This window comes from Pseudomonas sp. GM84, from assembly GCF_000282535.1.
Taxonomy (GTDB): Bacteria; Pseudomonadota; Gammaproteobacteria; order Pseudomonadales; family Pseudomonadaceae; genus Aquipseudomonas.
In genome coordinates this window covers 33,186-50,075 of sequence record NZ_AKJC01000074.1, presented here as the reverse complement: position 1 = coordinate 50,075, position 16,890 = coordinate 33,186, and the positions used below count along the sequence as shown (strand labels likewise).

The window sequence follows — 16,890 nt, the reverse complement described above, 5'->3', positions numbered from 1 at the left end:
GAGCCGCGTCCATCCGCTGCCGCTCGCCTCCCCCCGCAAAGGGAGGGACGGGCGACCGGGCTTGTTTCCTAAGATCCCCGAACATTTTCAATGGACGCTAAGCGGGGAACCCTCATGAATCTGAATGACAAAGTCGTCGTCGTTACCGGCGCGGCGTCGGGGCTTGGGCTTGCCACATGCCGAGCACTGAGCGACGCAGGGGCGCGGGTCGTGGGACTGGACCTTGACCAGGCGCGCCTCGATGCGGCCCTGGGCGGCGAGATCCTCGGCATCGCCGTCGATGTCGCCAATGAGGCCAGCGTGAAAGCCGGCATCGACCAGGTGATGGAGCGCTTCGGTGCTCTCCACGTGGCGGTCAATTGCGCGGGAATCCTCGGGCCGAGCAAAACCCTCTCCAAAGGACAGTTGTTCCCCTCCGACCTGTGGCACCGCGTGTTGGCGGTCAACCTCACCGGTACCTTCAACGTGATCCGTCACGCCGCCCTGGCGATGACCGCCAACGAACCTGAAGAAACCGGGGAGCGGGGCGTCATCGTCAACACCGCCTCTGGCGCCGCGCGGGAAGGGCAGATGGGACAGGCCGCCTACAGCGCCAGCAAGGCCGGGGTGATCGGCATGACGCTGCCCATCGCACGCGATCTGGCCGAGCACGGCATCCGGGTGCTCAGCCTGGCACCGGGGCTGTTCGAGTCGGGCATGTCGGCCGGCATGCCGGCCAAAGTGTCCGAGAGCATCGTCAACAGCCTGCTGTTTCCCCGGCGCATGGGGCAGCCGCAGGAGTTCGCCGCGCTGGTCCGTCACGTGGTGGAAAACCCTTATCTCAATGCCCTGACCCTGGACATCCAGTGCGGCATGCGTTGATCGGCGGCCGATATCCCGCCAAGGGGTAGGGGGGGGCTCCCCCTTCAAGAAGGGGGGGGAGAACACACGGGGCTGCTGGCACCCTTTGGCCACTTGATCACTGATTGAGGTGCTGCGAACCAGGTGGAGGTCGGCACCTGGTTCTGGTTCAACCGAGGTGGAGAGACACCCAGATGAATAACAAGAATAAATTGAGTCACTGTCGTCCAGCCAACACCCTTGCACTGCGCGCCACAGCCTTCAGCTTGTGCGCGATCGCCTGCGGCGGCGCCAATGCCGTCGAGATCGACACCGGCAACAGCGACATCCAGCTGCGCTGGGACAACACCTTGCGCTACAACCTCGGCATGCGCACCGAAGGCCAGGATGCGGCGATCATCGCCAACCCGAACAACGACGATGGCGACCGCAACTTCGACAAGCACCGCCTGGTCAACAACCGTGTCGACATCCTCACCGAGTCCGACATCATCTACAAAGGCAAGTACGGTGCCCGTGCCAGCGCCGCATTGTGGTATGACGCGGCGTATGCCGGCGGCCTGGACAACGACAGCGTCGCCACGTCCAACCATTTGTCATCCTCCGGTACCCCGGCGCTGGGCCTGAGTCGCTACGCCGATCGCTATTACCAGGGGCCATCCGGTGAATGGATGGACGCTTTCGTCTTTGGCGAATACGACCTTGGCAACATGCCCCTCAAGGCGCGCCTGGGCCGGCACACGGTGAACTGGGGCGAGTCCCTGCTGGGCGCCGGCGCCATCCACGGTATCGCCTACGGCCAGGCACCGCTGGACCAGGGCAAGGCCCTGGCCCTGCCAGGGATCGAGGCCAAGGAGCTGTACCTGCCGCGCAACCAGCTGTCCCTGCAGTTGCAGGCCACCCCGGAGCTGTCTTTCGCCGCCCAGTACTTCTTCGAATGGCGCCCCTCGCGTCTGCCGGAAGCCGGGACCTACCTCGGGCTCGCCGACATCTACCAGCAGGGCGGCGAATCCTTCATCCTCAGCCCGACACTGCGCGCTATCCATGGCGATGATATCGAGCCGAAGGAGTCTGGCGACTGGGGCGTCATGGCGCGCTGGAGCCCTGAATGGCTGGATGGCACCCTGGGCTTCTATGTGCGCCAGTTCTCCGACACCTTGCCGCAGGTCATCCTGCTGGCCAATGCACGCCCGCAGTACTTCCTCAACTATGCCGATGACATCGACATGTACGGCATCAGCCTGTCGAAGCAGATCGCCGGCATCAGCGTGGGTGCAGACCTCAACTATCGCCACAACATGCCGCTGGTCAGCTCTGCTGCGCGCGTTAGGACGGCGGCAGAGTTGCCGGACGATGGCGATGTGCTCGGTGCCCGTGGCGACACCCTGCATGGCGTGCTGAACGCCATCGGCACGGTCAGCCCCACCGCGTTGTTCGACAGCGCCAGCTGGTCTGCCGAACTCACCTGGAGCCGCTGGGTGTCGGTCAACTCCGACCCGCTCAACCTGTTCAAGGGCTCATCCGCCTATAAGGCTGTCCCAAGCAATATCGACGAAGTCTCCCGCGATGCCTATGGCATGGCCGTCAACTTCACGCCGGTCTGGTACCAGGTGTTCCCGGGTGGCGACCTGTCGATGCCGCTGAGCTACTCGCAGGGCCTGTCGGGTAACTCCGCGGTGTCCTCCGGTGGCAACAAGGACGCGGGCAGCTATGCGGTCGGCATCGCGCTGGACCTCTACAGCCGCTATCGCTTCGACCTCAAGTACGTCGACTACTTCGGCGACTACTCGACCTCCGCCAACGGCGCCGCCCTGACGCCCAGCGGCAGCCAGGCGCTGCTGGAGGATCGCGGTGCCGTGTATTTCACCTTCAAGACCACGCTCTGAGCGGTGACCACCGCCGTTACCGGTCTGTGAAGGGGAACCCCGGTTCGCCGGGGTTCCCGCTATCAATGTGCGCCACGGCGCTACGGATGCGAGGAAAGCAAGGTGTTCAGAAAAATCGTTCGGCCGCAACTGGCGTTGCTGCTCGCGCTACTGGCGGGGCAGGCGTTGGCACAGGAAGGCTTCATTGCACCCATGGATACTCCGGCGATGCCCAGCGCGCTGGCACTCGAGGCACCGCTCACTGCCCTGGCCCGGGCCGGAACGCGACTGGTCGCTGCCGGCCAGCGCGGCCACGTGCTGTATTCCGACGACGGCAAGGCCTGGTCCCAGGCCCAGGTGCCGTCCAGCTCGGACCTCACCGCGTTGTCCTTCCCCAGTGCCCACCAGGGTTGGGCCGTCGGGCATGAGGGGGTGGTTCTGCACAGCCGCGATGGTGGCCAGACCTGGAGCAAACAGCTCGATGGCAGGCAGATCGCCGCGCTGCTGATACGTCACTACGGCAACCCCGCCAATCCTGACGAGCCCCAGGCCCAGCGGCTGAAGCAGGACGCTGAATTGTTCGCTGCCCAGGGCGCCGACAAACCGCTGCTCGATGTCTGGTTCGAGGACGAGCGCAACGGCTTCGTCATCGGCGCGTTCAACCTCATCCTGCGTACCGAGGACGGCGGCAAGCACTGGGTACCGTGGCTCGATCGCGTCGACAACCCCAGGTCCATGCACCTCTATAGCCTGCGTCCTGCGCAGGGCACGTTGTTCATGGTCGGTGAGCAGGGCCTGGTGCTGGAACTGGACCGCGTCAGCCAGCGCTTCGAGCGCCGGGCGCTGCCTTACGAGGGCACGCTGTTCGGCGTGTTGGGGGACGCGGGCCTGGTGCTGGTATACGGCCTGCGGGGCAACGTCTGGCGCAGCCTCGACGGCGGCACCCGCTGGAGCAAGGTCGACACCGGTATCGACGCGGGTATCACCGGGGGGACCGTCGCCGACGACGGCAGCCTCGTTCTGGTCAGCCAGGCCGGCCAGGTGCTGCGCTCCACCGACCGTGGGGCGAGCTTTCGCCGAGTCAAGGTCGATCGTCTGGCACCCAACTTTGCGGTAGCGCCCACCTCTGGCGGGGCAGTAGCCCTGGCCGGCCTGGGCGGCGTTCGCGTGCAAGACCTGCAATGGAACAAGAACCTGGGAGAGCCGTGATGGGTGCCAACAACCTCAGTGAAAAACTGCGGGTCATCAGTGACGTGAACGCGTTCGACCCGAAGTCAGGCAGCCTCCTGGAGCGGCTGATCTTCAACAACCGGCTGCTGGTGGTCCTGCTCTGCGGCGTGATCACGCTGCTGCTGGGCTGGGACGCCACCCGCCTGACGCTCAATGCCGCCTTCGAGAAGACCATTGCGCACAACCAGCCTTACATCCGCAACTTCCTGGACAACCGTGACGAACTCAAAGGCCTGGGCAACGCGGTGCGCGTGGTGGTGGAGAACCGCTCGGGGGACATCTTCGACCCGGCCTACCTGCAAGCCCTCAAGCAGATCAACGATGAACTGTTCCTGACGCCCGGTGTGGACCGTGCGAACGTCAAGTCGCTGTGGATGCCGGTGGTCCGTTGGAACGAAGTGACCGAAGAGGGCTTCACCGGTGGGCCGGTGATGCCCGACCACTACACCGGCTCCCAGGACAGCATCGACCAACTGCGCCGCAACATCGGCCGTGCTCAGCTGCTCGGCAGCCTGGTGGGCAACGACTACCGTTCCAGCATGATTTTCGTGCCGCTGCTGGACAAGGACAGCAGCACCGGGCAGCCGCTGGACTACTGGGCACTGTCCAAGCACCTGGAAAGCCTGCGTGCGCAATACGCCGGGCCGCAGGGCAGCGCAGACCTTGAAATCCGCATCGTCGGCTTCTCCAAGGTCGTGGGCGACCTGCTCGACGGCCTGAGCCTGATGATCCTTTACTTCAGTGTCGCCGCTGCGATTGCCGCGCTGATCATCTACGCCTGGACCCGATGCGTGCGCAGCACCGTGCTGGTGCTCGCGTGCTCCTGCATCGCCGTGCTCTGGCAACTGGGCCTGATCGCGCGTCTGGGGTATGCACTGGACCCGTACTCGATCCTGGTGCCCTTCCTGGTGTTCGCCATCGGCGTGTCCCATGGCGCGCAGAAGATGAACGGCATCCTGCAGGACGTTGCCCGTGGCACCCACCGTCTGGTCGCGGCCCGGTACACCTTCCGCCGTCTGTTCCTGGCCGGGGTCACCGCGCTGGTGGCCGACGTGGTGGGTTTTGGCGTGCTGATGCTGATCGATATCCCGGTGATCCAGGACCTGGCTGTCACCGCTTCCATTGGCGTGGCACTGCTGGTCATCACCAACCTGATCCTGTTGCCGGTGATGTTGTCCTATACCGGTGTCAGCCACCGCGCAGCCGAACGCAGCTTGCGCGCCGAGCAACGCAAGGCCGGTGGGGTCTGGCGCGTGCTGGAGCGGTTCACCGAGCGCCGCTGGGCCACGCTGCTGCTGGTGGGGTCGGCGCTGCTCACGGTGGTCGGCTTCGTCGTCAGCACGCACCTGAAGATCGGTGATCTGGATGCCGGCGCCTCCGAGCTGCGACCGAATTCGCGCTACAACCTGGACAACGCCTACATCACCCGCCAGTACTCGCTGTCCAACGATCAGTTTGCGGTCATCGTCAAGACCAAGCCCGAAGGTTGCCTGGAGTACCAGACTCTGGTCGAGGCCGATCGCCTGGGCTGGGCCCTGAAGCAGGTGCCGGGGGTGCAGACCACGGTGTCCCTGGCTGACGCCGTACGCAAGATCACGGCAGGCTCCTACGAAGGCAGTCCGAAATGGATGTCGATTCCGCCGAACCAGGACGTCTTGAACTATGCCGCGCGTACCGCCAGCACCAGCAATCCGGAGCTGTTCAACACCGAGTGCTCGGTGATGCCCGTGGTCGCCTACCTGACCGACCACAAGGCCGAAACCCTGGAGCGGGTGGTGAAGGCGGCACAGGACTTTGCCAGCGCCCACAGTACCCCGGACCGTCAATTCCTGTTGGCCGCCGGCAGCGCCGGGATCGAGGCGGCCACCAACATCGTGGTGAAAAAGGCCAACTTCACCATGCTCCTGTATGTCTACGCGGCCGTCATCGTGCTGTGTTTCATCACCTTCCGCAGCTGGCGCGCGGTGGTCGTGGCCGTGGTGCCGCTGGTGATCACCTCGGTGCTGTGCGAGGCGCTGATGGTGGTACTGGGCATCGGGGTCAAGGTCGCCACCTTGCCGGTGATCGCCCTGGGGGTGGGCATCGGCGTGGATTATGCGCTGTACCTGCTGAGCATCCAGCTCGCCCGCCAGCGCGCGGGCGACGCCCTGGGCGATGCCTACCGCCATGCCTTGCGCTTTACCGGCAAGGTGGTGGCGCTGGTGGGGGTGACCCTGGCCGCCGGGGTGATCACCTGGGCGTTCTCGCCGATCAAGTTCCAGGCTGACATGGGCATCCTGCTGACCTTCATGTTCCTCTGGAACATGCTCGGTGCCCTGGTGCTGATCCCGGCGCTGTCGCACTTTTTGCTGCGCGATGTCGGTGCAGCCGGCAGCCCTGTGCCGGCCACCGTGACGATGGCGCAACCCTCCACCTCCCTAGAGCCCAAGAGCCCGACCGCGCATTGCGTATGAGGCCGGCCCGTGTGTACCTGATAGATAAGGAAAGCGTGATGAGCGATACCCATGCAGTGTTCCTCAATGAGCAGCAAGTCCTGATCCGCGATTCGGCGCGCAAGGTTGCCGCTGAAGTGGTGGCGCCGACAGCGGCCGATCGTGACCGAAGGGGTGCCTGGCCGCGTGCCGAGCTGGAGTCCGTGGCTGCCCTGGGCTTTCTGGGCATGTTGATTCCCGAGGAATACGGCGGTGCGGGGGCCAGTTTCATCGACTATTGCCTGGCCATCGAGGCATTCGCGGCCGCCGACGCAGGCTTCGCCACCTTGATCCATGTGCACAATTCGGTGGGCATGACCGTCGCGCGCCTGGGGACCGAAGCGCAGAAACGCAAGTACCTGCCTGACCTTGCCAGCGGCAAGCGCATCGGTGCCTTCCTGCTTTCCGAGCCGCATGCCGGCTCGGACACGGCGGCATTTCGTACCCATGCCCGGCGTGAGGGCGATCACTACGTGGTCAATGGCAGCAAACAGTTCATTTCCAATGGCAGTGAAGCCGGCCTGGGCCTGGTCCTGGCGGTGACCGACAAAGCGGCGGGCAAGAAAGGATGCAGCCTGTTGATGGTCGACCCGACCGTGGACCCCGGATACGTGGTGGCCCGGGTGGAGCACAAGATGGGCCAGTGCTCGGCGCATGTGGCGCAGATTCAGCTGGAGCAATGCCGTGTACCGGTCGACCAGTTGCTGGGCGAAGCGGGGGCAGGCTATCGCAACGTGATGGGCTCGCTGTCCGAGGGGCGGGTGGCGATCGCTGCGGTCGCCACCGGCACCGCCCGCGCCGCACTGGAAGCAGCGGTGGGCTACGCCAAGGCGCGCGAAGCCTACGGCGCGCCGATCATCAACCTGCAAGGCGTGGCGTTCGACCTGGCCGACATGGCCACCGAGCTGGAAGTCGCCCAGCAGTTCATGCTCCATGCCGCGCGTCTATGCGAGGCCGGTGTTCCCTGCGCCAAGGAAGCCTCCATGGCCAAGCTGTTCGCCAGCGAGATGGCCGAGAAAGTGTGCTCCGGTGCGTTGCAGATCCATGGAGGTTATGGCTACCTCAATGACTTCCCGGTGGAGCGTTACTGCCGCGATGTTCGCGTGACCAAGATCTACGAAGGGACCAGCCACATCCAGAAGCTGATCATCGCCCGCAGCCTCTGACACTGAAGGAACTTCCGATGCAAACCTCTGTTGTTGTCCTGCTTGCCGCGCTCTCACTGGTCACGACCCAGGCCATGGCCAAGGCGCCTGAAACCCCTGACGCGGCCAAGGCCGCCAGCCTTGATACCGCCAACGCCAACCAGGCCGTGCTCAAGCAACTGCCCTTCGCGCAGCGCAGCGAGTACGACGCTGCTCGCCGCGGCCTGGTGGCGGCCTTCGAAGGCGAGGTACTCAACGCGCAAGGCACGGTGGTATGGAACACCCACCAGTACGATTTCCTCAAGCAGGACCAGGCGCCAGACTCGGTCAACCCGAGCCTGTGGCGAATGGCCCAGCTCAATGCCAACGCGGGCCTGTACCAGGTGGCAGAAGGGCTTTACCAGGTGCGCGGCCTGGACCTGGCGAACATGACGATCATCGAGGGCAAGGACGGGCTGGTCATCATCGACCCGTTGTTCGCCACCGAGACCGCCAAGGCAGCGTTGACGCTGTATTACCAGCACCGTCCACGCAAGCCGGTGGTCGCGGTCATCTACTCCCACAGCCACCTCGACCACTTCGGTGGCGTGCGCGGGGTGGTCGACGAGGCTGATGTGAAGGCCGGCAAGGTGCGGATCTACGCACCGGACGGTTTCATGGAGCATGCGATCAGCGAGAACGTCCTGGCCGGTACGGCGATGCTTCGCCGTGGCACCTACCAGGGCGGCAGCACCCTGCCGCGCGGCGAGCGCGGGCAACTGGACGCGGGCTTGGGCAAGGGGGTGCCGGTGGGCGGCACCATCAGCCTGATTGCCCCGACCGACCTGATCACCAAGCCGCTTGAGACCCACGACATTGCCGGGGTGCAGGTCGAGTTCCAACTGACGCCAGGCACCGAGGCACCCTCGGAAATGAACCTCTACCTGCCCCAGTTCAAGGCACTGGGCATGGCGGAGAATGCCGTGATGATGATGCACAACATCCTCACCCCGCGTGGCGCGGAGGTGCGTGACGCCAAGGCCTGGTCGCGTTTTCTCGACGACAGCCTGGTGCGCTACGGCGACAAGTCCGAGGTGATGTTCGTCCAGCACAGCTGGCCCACCTGGGGGGCGAGCGCCATCAGTACGCTGCTGGCCGACCAGCGCGACATGTACGCGTTCATCAACGACCGTACCCTGCACCTGCTGAACCAGGGCCTGACGCCTGCGGAGATCGCCGACGCCGTCAAGCGCCTGCCCGGCGACCTTGACCAGAAGTGGTATACCCGCGGCTACTACGGCACCCTGAGCTTCAACACGCGCGCCGTCTACCAGCGCTACCTGGGCTTCTACGATGGCAACCCGGCGAACCTCGACCCGCTGACCCCGGAGCAGGCCGGCAAGCAGTACGTCCAGGCACTGGGGGGCGCCGACAAGGTCTTGCAGCTGATGCAAACGGCGATGCAGCAGGGTGACTACCGTTGGGCCGTGCAACTGGGTAATCACCTGGTGTTCGCCGAACCCGACAACCAGGCCGCCCGCCATGCCCAGGCCGATGCCCTGGAACAGTTGGGCTACCGCAGCGAGTCGGCCACCTGGCGCAACATGTACCTGGTCGGCGCGATGGAATTGCGCAACGGTGCGCCAACGCAGTCCGGCAAGGCCGTTGCCGATCTGGTTCGCGCCGCCACGCCCGCCATGTTCCTCGACCTGCTGGCCGTGCGCCTGGATTCGGACAAGGCCCAGGGGCACGACATGACCCTGGACTGGAACTTCGATGACCTTCAGCAGCGCTTTGCGCTGACCCTGCGCAACGGCGTGCTCACCTACCGCGAGAACAGCAGCCATGCCAAGCCAGACGTACAGGTGCAGATGAGCAAGGCGGTACTGGACCGCATCAACCTGCGTGAACTCGACTTCGCCACGGCGATCAAGCAAGGCGACATCAAGCTGCAGGGCGATGCCTCCCGCTTCACGGCACTGCTCGGCATGCTCGGCAGCTTCGTGCCGAACTTCAATATCGTCACCCCGTGAGGGCTCGCGTGTAATGGGCCATCGCAGCGAGGTGCCGCTTCACCACGAGGGCAGGGTAGCGAAGCCGTCGCTCGACCACGCCGTGCGGGACAATGTCCTGCACGTGGCGTTGCCTGCCAGGCCGCGCAAGCAGCCCAGGCAGGCGCGCTCGGTCGCATTGGTCGACGCGCTCAAGAAAGCCGGCCGCGACATCCTCGAGCGGGAGGGGCGGGAGGCGTTGACGATCTACCACCTCAGCGACCGCTCGGGGGTGGCGACCAGTTCCATCTACGAATACTTCCCCACTATCGACGCCCTGGTCGCCGCCATCTTCGACGACTATCGCGCAGCGGCCCGGTTGGAGGTGATTGCCAACATCCGCGCGCTACCCGCCTCGGCCACGCTCTACGACGGGATCGAGATGGTCCTGGTGACAGGGCTGGCGGCCTTGCACCGCTGGCTGCAACTTGATTCGCAACTGAGCATCAAGACGGCCTTCTATGGCGAGTTGGTACGCCTTGAGGTCGTCAAGCCGGAGCAGTTCTGGACGGCCATGGTGATACCGGCACTGGTGGAGCGCTTCAGTGACGAAGTGTTGGTCGCAGACCGCGAGAAGGCCGGCTACCTGGCTTACCAGGCCGTGACCGCCTTGCCACGGGCGTTGGTGATCGACCGCCCGCACTACCTGCTCGAGGGCGACACGGTGCGTTTGCTCGCGCGCATGCTGCATGCGCTGCTGACCACCAAAGACCCGGAGTAACGTGCTTGCGAAGGGCCGCTGATTGATAAAAAGGACTTTTAAATCAGCTAGTTACGATCTGTTGTGCAGGGGTGGAACGCGGAAATGATTTTGCCCTTTCTAGCCCTACACTGGCCTTGCCAAGAAGGTTGTCCAGCCCCGGACAACCGGCGTTTCGCGCGATGGGCGAAACGGGTAAGAGCCAGGAGCTTCCCTGCACATGACAAGAACAATCGAAGACAAGGTCGAGCTGCTGCTCACCGACCCCGTGGCGTTGGTCGAGCACTCCTGCCAGCACTGGAACCAGTTGCCGCGCGAAGACATCGACGCCTTGCAGCTCGCCGCTGCCCAACGGCGTTTTGCCCAGATGCGTGACAGTATCCCGGTACTCAAGAAACTCGCCGATGCCGAAGGCGTCGAGAAGATCGAGCGGATCGAAGACCTGGTGCCGCTGCTGTTCGAACACACGGTGTTCAAGTCCTATCCGCCGTCGTTGCTGGAGAAGAACAACTTCGCGGCGATCAACCGGTGGCTGTGCAAGCTGGTCACCGCCGAGACTGCCCAAGCCATCGAGGCGGCCGATGTCAGCGGCTGCCAAGGCCTGGACGAGTGGTTCGAAACCATGGACGAGGCGGTGCCGCAACTGTGCATCAGCCATACCTCCGGGACCTCTGGCACGTTGTCGTTCCTGCCGCTGAGCAACCGCGAGTTCGAAAAGGCGGTGCAGGTCCGAAGGCTGTATGCCTGGCGCATGGAAGGCCCGCAATCACCCGTGCCGGACATGCATTCGGTGTACCCCTACTACCGCAAGGGCTACCTCAGCCACATGCGCGGCAACCTGGCGATCATGAAGGCCGTGCTGCCAAGCCTGGACCATTTCCACCCGGCCTATCCCGCCACGCTCTCCAGCGATGTGCTGCACCTGGGCGCCAAAGTGCGCGCGGCCCATGCCAAAGGCACCTTGGACCGCCTGGTGATCAGCCCCGAACTGATGGCCAAGAAAAAAGACTTCGACCAGTTGCAGGCCGACATGCCCAGCTACCTGGCGGACTTCTTCGCCGACATGACCGCCCGCCTCAAGGGCAAGGTGGTCTACATCGGCGGCACCTGGAACCTGTTGCACAACATGGCCAAGGCGGGGCTGGAGCGGGGGCTGGAAGGGGTGTTCCACCCCGATTCGTTCATTGCCACCACAGGTGGCGCCAAGGGCGTGGTTCAGCCTGAGGGCTGGCGCGAGGAGGTGCTGCGCTTCACCGGTGCGCGAAAGATCTTCGAAACCTATGCCATGTCGGAAACGCCCAGCGGCTCGCATGCGCTCTGCGAGCACGGCCACTACCACTTCTCGCACACCGCAATTCCCTTCGTGCTCGACCCGCAAAGCGGTGAGCCGTTGCCTCGCCGAGGCCGCCAGACAGGGCGGGCAGCGTTCTTCGACCTGGGCGCCGACCTGCGCTGGGGTGGCTTTATCACGGGCGACGAAATCACCGTCGAGTGGGACAAGCCCTGCGCCTGTGGCCGGCCGAGTCGCTATGTGGCAGAGCCGATCCAGCGCTACAGCGACAAGCACGGAGGCGACGACAAGATCACCTGCGCTGCCTCCGAACAATCCCATCGCGAGGCGATGGACTTCCTCAATACCCTGGAGCTTTGAGCCATGTCCCATCCAATCGCACCCATGATCCTGCGCGGCGAAGTCATCACCGACAACCTGATCGAAGTCGGTGGCCGGGGCGGCGACCTGACGTTCCGCACACCCGATGCCAACCGCTACATCGACCGCTTGCCACTGGGCAACCCGACGAAACTGGCCGACCTGTACCGGCTGAGTTTCGACGATATCCTCGACTATGCCGTTGCCCTCGGTGAGCGCCTGACACTCGACAAGAACCCCTACCTGCAGGAGGCCTGCGAGCTCTCCTACCTGACCGCACCAACCACCCCGACCATCGTCAAGGCCTCCTACATGGGCCTGCAGAACCTGCTGCGGCGTGACGTGATCAGCGAGATGGTTGAAAGCTCGGTGGGCATCAAGTACCTCGAGGGCTGGGTCAGGCAGCAGTTGCTCGATGGCACCGAGCTGGAAGTGCGCTGCTTCGGCGCGCGCACCTTGCACATCGTCGCCGGCAATGCCGTGGCGCTGTCGTTGTGGACCATCATCCGCAACATGGTGCTGCGCAGCGACGCCATCATCAAAGCCCCCTCCAACGACCCGTTCACTGCGGCGGCCATCGCCCGCACCATGGTCGACATGGCGCCTGACCATCCGCTCACGCGCCACCTCAGCGTCGCCTACTGGAAAGGCGGTGACCAGGCGTTCGAGGAGCGCCTGTACCAGCCGCAGAACCTGGAGAAGATCGTTGCCTGGGGCGGTTTTGCCTCCATCAAGCATGTCACCCGGTACATTCAGCCGGGCCTCGAACTGATCTCCCTGGACCCCAAGCGCAGTGCCAGCATCATCGGCCAGGGCGTTTTCGACAGCGAGGCGAACATGCGCGAGGCGGCGGTGCGCCTGGCCTCGGATATCGGGGCGATCAACCAGAAAGGTTGTGTCTGCGCCCGTACCGTCTATGTGCAGTCGGGTACTGACGAACAGGGCCTGGAGAAGCTGAACACGTTCGGTGGCTACGTGTATGACGCGATGCTGGGCTTGCCCAACAGCCTCAGCACCGCACCCAAGCGCTATGACCAGAACCTCAAGGCGCATGTCGATGCGCTGCGCTTGGATGACGAGTGGTACAAGGTCATCGGCGGTCAGTCCGGCGAGGGCGCGATCATCTGTTCGCAACTGCCCGAGGCAGTACCGTTCTCGACGCTGCTCGACGACCGCACGGCCAACCTGGTGCCGGTCGACTGCCTCGACGACATGCTCGACGCCGTCGATGCCTACACCCAGACCGTCGGTGTGTACCCCGAAAGCATCAAGGACGAACTCAAGGACGTGCTGCCGCTCCATGGCGCCCAGCGCATCGTTTCGCTGGGCTATGCAGCTGCCATGAAGTTTGCGGCGCCCCAGGACGCCATCGAGCCGCTGCGGCGCATGGGCAAGTGGGTCTCGAACCAGATTGCCTCGCCAGAAACCACGCCAGCCCCCTGGTTGCGCCCATCGATCTGAACCAAAGGAGTGAGCTGCATGACCGATTGCCTCTGCTACGGCGCCACCGAAGCCCGCGCCGACCTGACCCCGCTTCGCATCGCGCGCCGCGCCCTGCGCGATGACGATGTGGCCATCACCATCGCCTATTGCGGCGTTTGCCATACCGATATGCATTTTGCCCACAACGACTGGGGCAGCACCGTGTTCCCCTGCGTGCCCGGCCACGAGATCGTCGGCCATGTGTCGGCGGTCGGAAGTGCCGTGAGCCGCTACAAGGTGGGAGACCGTGTGGCCGTGGGTTGCCTGGTCGACAGCTGCCAGCACTGCGCGGCCTGCGAAGACGGCCAGGAGCCGCACTGCCAGCACGGCACCACCCCCACGTACAACGGCCGCGACCGGGTGACAGGCGACATTACCCATGGCGGCTACGCGCAGCACATCGTCGTGCGCGAGCAATTCGTGTTGCGCGTGCCCGAGGCATTGGATATGCGCTACGCCGGGCCGCTGCTGTGCGCCGGCATTACCGTCTGGTCGCCCTTGCGCCAGTATCAGGTGGGGCAGGGCAGCCGGGTCGCGGTGGTTGGCCTGGGCGGCCTTGGGCACATGGCCGTCAAGCTGGCGGTCGCCCTGGGCGCGCAGGTCACGGTGATCACCACCTCGCCGGGCAAGGCCGACGATGCTCGCGCGCTGGGTGCCCACCAGGTGCTGCTGTCCAACGATGCGCAGGCGATGGCCGCAGCGGCCAACGGTTTCGACCTGATCCTCGACACCATTCCGCGCACGCACAACGTCAACCCCTACCTGATGCTCCTGGGGCGCAACGGCACGCTGGTGCTGGTGGGGGCCCTGGAACCCCTGGAGCCGATCCATGGTGCGCTGCTGGCGCGCAACAACCGCTCGATTGCCGGCTCATTGATCGGCGGCCTGGAGCAGACCCAGGCGCTGCTGGCGTTCTGCGCGGAGCATGGGGTGTTGCCGGACTGCGAGATGATTCGCATCCAGGACATCAACCAGGCATTCGAACGCATGACGCGCAATGACGTGAAGTACCGCTTCGTGATCGACATGGCCTCGCTCGGTTAGGCCACCTTGCTTCGGCGCATGCCCCCCGAATGGGAGGGGGGGCAAGCCGCCGGGGCGGCATAACCTTTCGGATGGTAAATCCGAACGGAGAACAACAACGATGCGTTTACCTCTTCTCGCTCTGACCGGCAGTGCCCTTGCACTCTCTGCCGCCGTTTTTGCCTGGCAGGTGCCCTCTGCCCGTGCAGCCACCACCGAGGCACCGCTCCAGGCCACGTCCATCGCCGATCAGGACATCAGCGATGGGTACATCTACCTGCTTGGGCGGCTGCTGGTCCTGCGTCAGTTGCAGCTCGACCAGCAGCAGGGCATGGGCTGGAACCAACTGGTGCACCGCAAGCCCGGCGCCGTGGAGTGGCCCAACCCCAACCTGGATGTGGTCTATTCCGAGGGCTGGGTGGCGCTGGACGAAGGCAGTTGCACCCTGGTCCATGTGCCGCCCATCAAGGCGCGCTACTACACCGTGCAGTTCCTCAATGGCTGGGGCGAGACGCTGGCCAACATCAACGAACGCAACTTCCCGAACCACCCCAACGGCGATTTTGCGGTGTGCCTCAAAGGCGCCAGCGTAGCCTTGCCGGCAGGCGTGCAGCGCCTCGACCTGCCGGCTCGCACCGCGCGCGTGCTCTCGCGTGTGGAGCTGGGTAGCGACTGGAAAGAGGCCGAGGCGCTGCAGCAGCAGTTCTCGATGAAGGCAATGGGTACGCCGCGCGTGCCGACCGTTCCGGCCACGCCGCTGTTCGATCCACGGCAGTTGCCGGGTGTGGAAGCCTTCGAAGTCGCTGAGGTTGCCCTGCAGGAGCCCGATCTGAACCCTGGCATGGAAGAAGTGCAAGCCAAGGTCCGCACCATTGCCAGCCGGCTGGCGGATCCGGCCGAGCGTGCCCGCATCGACCAGGTGATTCGCACACGGGCATTCGCCGACCTGGCCAAGGCCGGGCCGAAGATCGGCCCAGGCACCCTCGTGAACGGTTGGGTGCGGCCCGCCGTGGCGGGTAACTACGGCAGTGACTACCTGACCCGCACCCTGGTCAACTACGGCGGTATCTGGGGCAACACCCGACCGGAGGTGAACTACTACCGTGCTGCGGTGGACGCGCAGGGTGCAACGCTGTCAGGCGAGCGGACCTACACGCTGACCTTCACTGCCGACCAACTGCCAGACAAACAGGTCGAGTACTACTGGTCGGTGACGGCGACGGACGCGAAGACCTTCCGCGTGCTGCCCAACCCGCTCGATCGCTTCGTGCTCAACAGCCATTCTTCGCTGCAATACGGCAAGGACGGCTCGCTGACCCTGTACTTCGGGCCGCAAAAGCCCAAGGACGCACCGCAAGGCAACTGGCTGCCAACCGTTGCCGGTGTGCAATACCGCTTGCTGCTGCGCTACTACGGCGCCAAGGACAAGGTCTCGAGCGGTAACTACTTCCCGCCGGCGTTGAGCGCGCAGGCCGATGTCGCGCCGCCCCGGCCCGTGCCAGTCACGCTCGACAACTTCATTCGCGCCGAAACCGACCGCTACTTCAGCGCTACGGTCATGCGCGCCGGGCTGGGCAAGTTCGGCCATATGCGCGAGCTGATGCCGGTGGATCGGCAATCGGTGGTGCGGGCAAACCGCGACACGCTGTATTCCACCGCTGTCTTCGACCTGGATGCCGGCCCCGTGACCGTGACGCTGCCCGATGCCGAGCGGCGTTACATGTCCCTCACCGCCATCAATGAAAACCACGAAGTGCTCGGCATGAAGTACGGTGCCGGTACTTACCGCTTCGACCGCAAAACGGCCGGAACGCGCTACGTACTGATCGGCGTGCGCACGCTGGTGGACCCTGCCAACCCCACCGATGTCAGCAAGGCCTGGGCCCTGCAGGATGGCATCGGCGCGAGCCAGCCCGCCGGGCCGGGGCAGTTCGAGGTGCCTGCCTGGGACAAGCCCAGCCAGGACGCCCTGCGGGCCGCCTTGCGGGTGCTGGGCCAGGGTGTGCCGGACTCGCGCGGCATGTTTGGCAGGGAGGCAAAGGTCGATCCGTTGCGCCATCTGGTCGGCAGCGCCATCGCCTGGGGCGGTAACCCGGAGAAGGACGCGTTCTACCAGATCGTCACCCCCGTGCGTAACGACGGTGCCACGCCCTATCGGTTGACGGTCGGCAAAGTGCCGGTGGGGGCTTTCTGGTCTGTCAGTGTCTACAACGCGCAGGGGTACTTCGTACCCAACGCCTCGCAGGCCTACAGCCTCAACAGCCTGACGGCGAAGCAGGGCGAGGACGGCAGCATCGACATACGCTTTGGCGGCTGCACGGCGCAGGTCGCCAACTGCCTGCCGATCATGCAGGGCTGGAACTACATGGTGCGTTACTACCTGCCCGACTCCAGCATTGTTGACGGACGCTGGAAGCTGCCAGAGGCGCAACCCGCCTCCTGAGCCGTCATCC

11 protein-coding genes are annotated in these 16,890 nt (G+C 64.7%); all 11 read left to right on the top strand.

The window, feature by feature from the left end:
• Window positions 1-114 precede the first annotated feature (114 nt).
• Complete coding sequence (locus PMI38_RS04840) at window positions 115-861, top strand: SDR family NAD(P)-dependent oxidoreductase (RefSeq protein ID WP_008091333.1); 747 nt, start codon at window positions 115-117, stop codon at window positions 859-861.
• Window positions 862-1,034: 173 nt separating this feature from the next.
• Window positions 1,035-2,726, top strand: a complete 1,692-nt coding sequence (locus tag PMI38_RS04835; RefSeq protein ID WP_008091331.1) for a DUF1302 domain-containing protein — start codon at window positions 1,035-1,037, stop codon at window positions 2,724-2,726.
• 102 nt (window positions 2,727-2,828) lie between these two features.
• On the top strand, window positions 2,829-3,914 hold the full coding sequence (locus PMI38_RS04830; protein WP_008091329.1) for a WD40/YVTN/BNR-like repeat-containing protein: 1,086 nt from the start codon (window positions 2,829-2,831) through the stop codon (window positions 3,912-3,914).
• Window positions 3,914-6,388 (top strand): efflux RND transporter permease subunit, encoded by a 2,475-nt coding sequence (locus PMI38_RS04825; RefSeq protein ID WP_008091327.1) that lies wholly within the window; start codon window positions 3,914-3,916, stop codon window positions 6,386-6,388. The genes PMI38_RS04830 and PMI38_RS04825 overlap by 1 nt, the downstream gene beginning before the upstream one ends.
• A 38-nt stretch (window positions 6,389-6,426) precedes the next feature.
• Complete coding sequence (locus PMI38_RS04820) at window positions 6,427-7,572, top strand: acyl-CoA dehydrogenase family protein (protein WP_043273047.1); 1,146 nt, start codon at window positions 6,427-6,429, stop codon at window positions 7,570-7,572.
• A 17-nt stretch (window positions 7,573-7,589) separates the two neighbouring features.
• Window positions 7,590-9,563 carry an alkyl/aryl-sulfatase gene (locus tag PMI38_RS04815; protein ID WP_008091323.1) on the top strand — a complete coding sequence of 658 codons (1,974 nt, stop codon included), beginning with the start codon at window positions 7,590-7,592 and terminating at the stop codon, window positions 9,561-9,563.
• A 13-nt stretch (window positions 9,564-9,576) separates the two neighbouring features.
• Window positions 9,577-10,302, top strand: coding sequence for a TetR/AcrR family transcriptional regulator (locus tag PMI38_RS04810; RefSeq protein ID WP_008091322.1), 726 nt, complete (start codon window positions 9,577-9,579; stop codon window positions 10,300-10,302).
• Window positions 10,303-10,501: 199 nt separating this feature from the next.
• Window positions 10,502-11,932: a hypothetical protein gene (locus tag PMI38_RS04805; RefSeq protein ID WP_008091321.1), complete on the top strand. Its 1,431-nt coding sequence runs from the start codon at window positions 10,502-10,504 to the stop codon at window positions 11,930-11,932.
• 3 nt (window positions 11,933-11,935) lie between these two features.
• A complete protein-coding gene (locus tag PMI38_RS04800) occupies window positions 11,936-13,393 on the top strand; it encodes an acyl-CoA reductase (protein ID WP_008091319.1) in 1,458 nt (485 codons plus the stop codon).
• 18 nt (window positions 13,394-13,411) lie between these two features.
• Complete coding sequence (locus tag PMI38_RS04795) at window positions 13,412-14,458, top strand: NAD(P)-dependent alcohol dehydrogenase (protein WP_008091317.1); 1,047 nt, start codon at window positions 13,412-13,414, stop codon at window positions 14,456-14,458.
• 100 nt (window positions 14,459-14,558) lie between these two features.
• Window positions 14,559-16,880 carry a DUF1214 domain-containing protein gene (locus tag PMI38_RS27465; protein ID WP_008091315.1) on the top strand — a complete coding sequence of 774 codons (2,322 nt, stop codon included), beginning with the start codon at window positions 14,559-14,561 and terminating at the stop codon, window positions 16,878-16,880.
• The last annotated feature ends 10 nt before the right edge of the window (window positions 16,881-16,890 follow it).

What these genes read in the sequence shown, in the direction of transcription:
- PMI38_RS04795 (WP_008091317.1), top strand. Translation starts at nt 13,412, where the DNA reads ATGACCGATTGCCTCTGCTACGGCGCCACCGAAGCCCGCGCCGACCTG.
- PMI38_RS27465 (WP_008091315.1), top strand. Translation starts at nt 14,559, where the DNA reads ATGCGTTTACCTCTTCTCGCTCTGACCGGCAGTGCCCTTGCACTCTCT.
- PMI38_RS04805 (WP_008091321.1), top strand. Translation starts at nt 10,502, where the DNA reads ATGACAAGAACAATCGAAGACAAGGTCGAGCTGCTGCTCACCGACCCC.
- PMI38_RS04825 (WP_008091327.1), top strand. Translation starts at nt 3,914, where the DNA reads ATGGGTGCCAACAACCTCAGTGAAAAACTGCGGGTCATCAGTGACGTG.
- PMI38_RS04840 (WP_008091333.1), top strand. Translation starts at nt 115, where the DNA reads ATGAATCTGAATGACAAAGTCGTCGTCGTTACCGGCGCGGCGTCGGGG.
- PMI38_RS04820 (WP_043273047.1), top strand. Translation starts at nt 6,427, where the DNA reads ATGAGCGATACCCATGCAGTGTTCCTCAATGAGCAGCAAGTCCTGATC.
- PMI38_RS04835 (WP_008091331.1), top strand. Translation starts at nt 1,035, where the DNA reads ATGAATAACAAGAATAAATTGAGTCACTGTCGTCCAGCCAACACCCTT.
- PMI38_RS04800 (WP_008091319.1), top strand. Translation starts at nt 11,936, where the DNA reads ATGTCCCATCCAATCGCACCCATGATCCTGCGCGGCGAAGTCATCACC.
- PMI38_RS04815 (WP_008091323.1), top strand. Translation starts at nt 7,590, where the DNA reads ATGCAAACCTCTGTTGTTGTCCTGCTTGCCGCGCTCTCACTGGTCACG.
- PMI38_RS04810 (WP_008091322.1), top strand. Translation starts at nt 9,577, where the DNA reads ATGGGCCATCGCAGCGAGGTGCCGCTTCACCACGAGGGCAGGGTAGCG.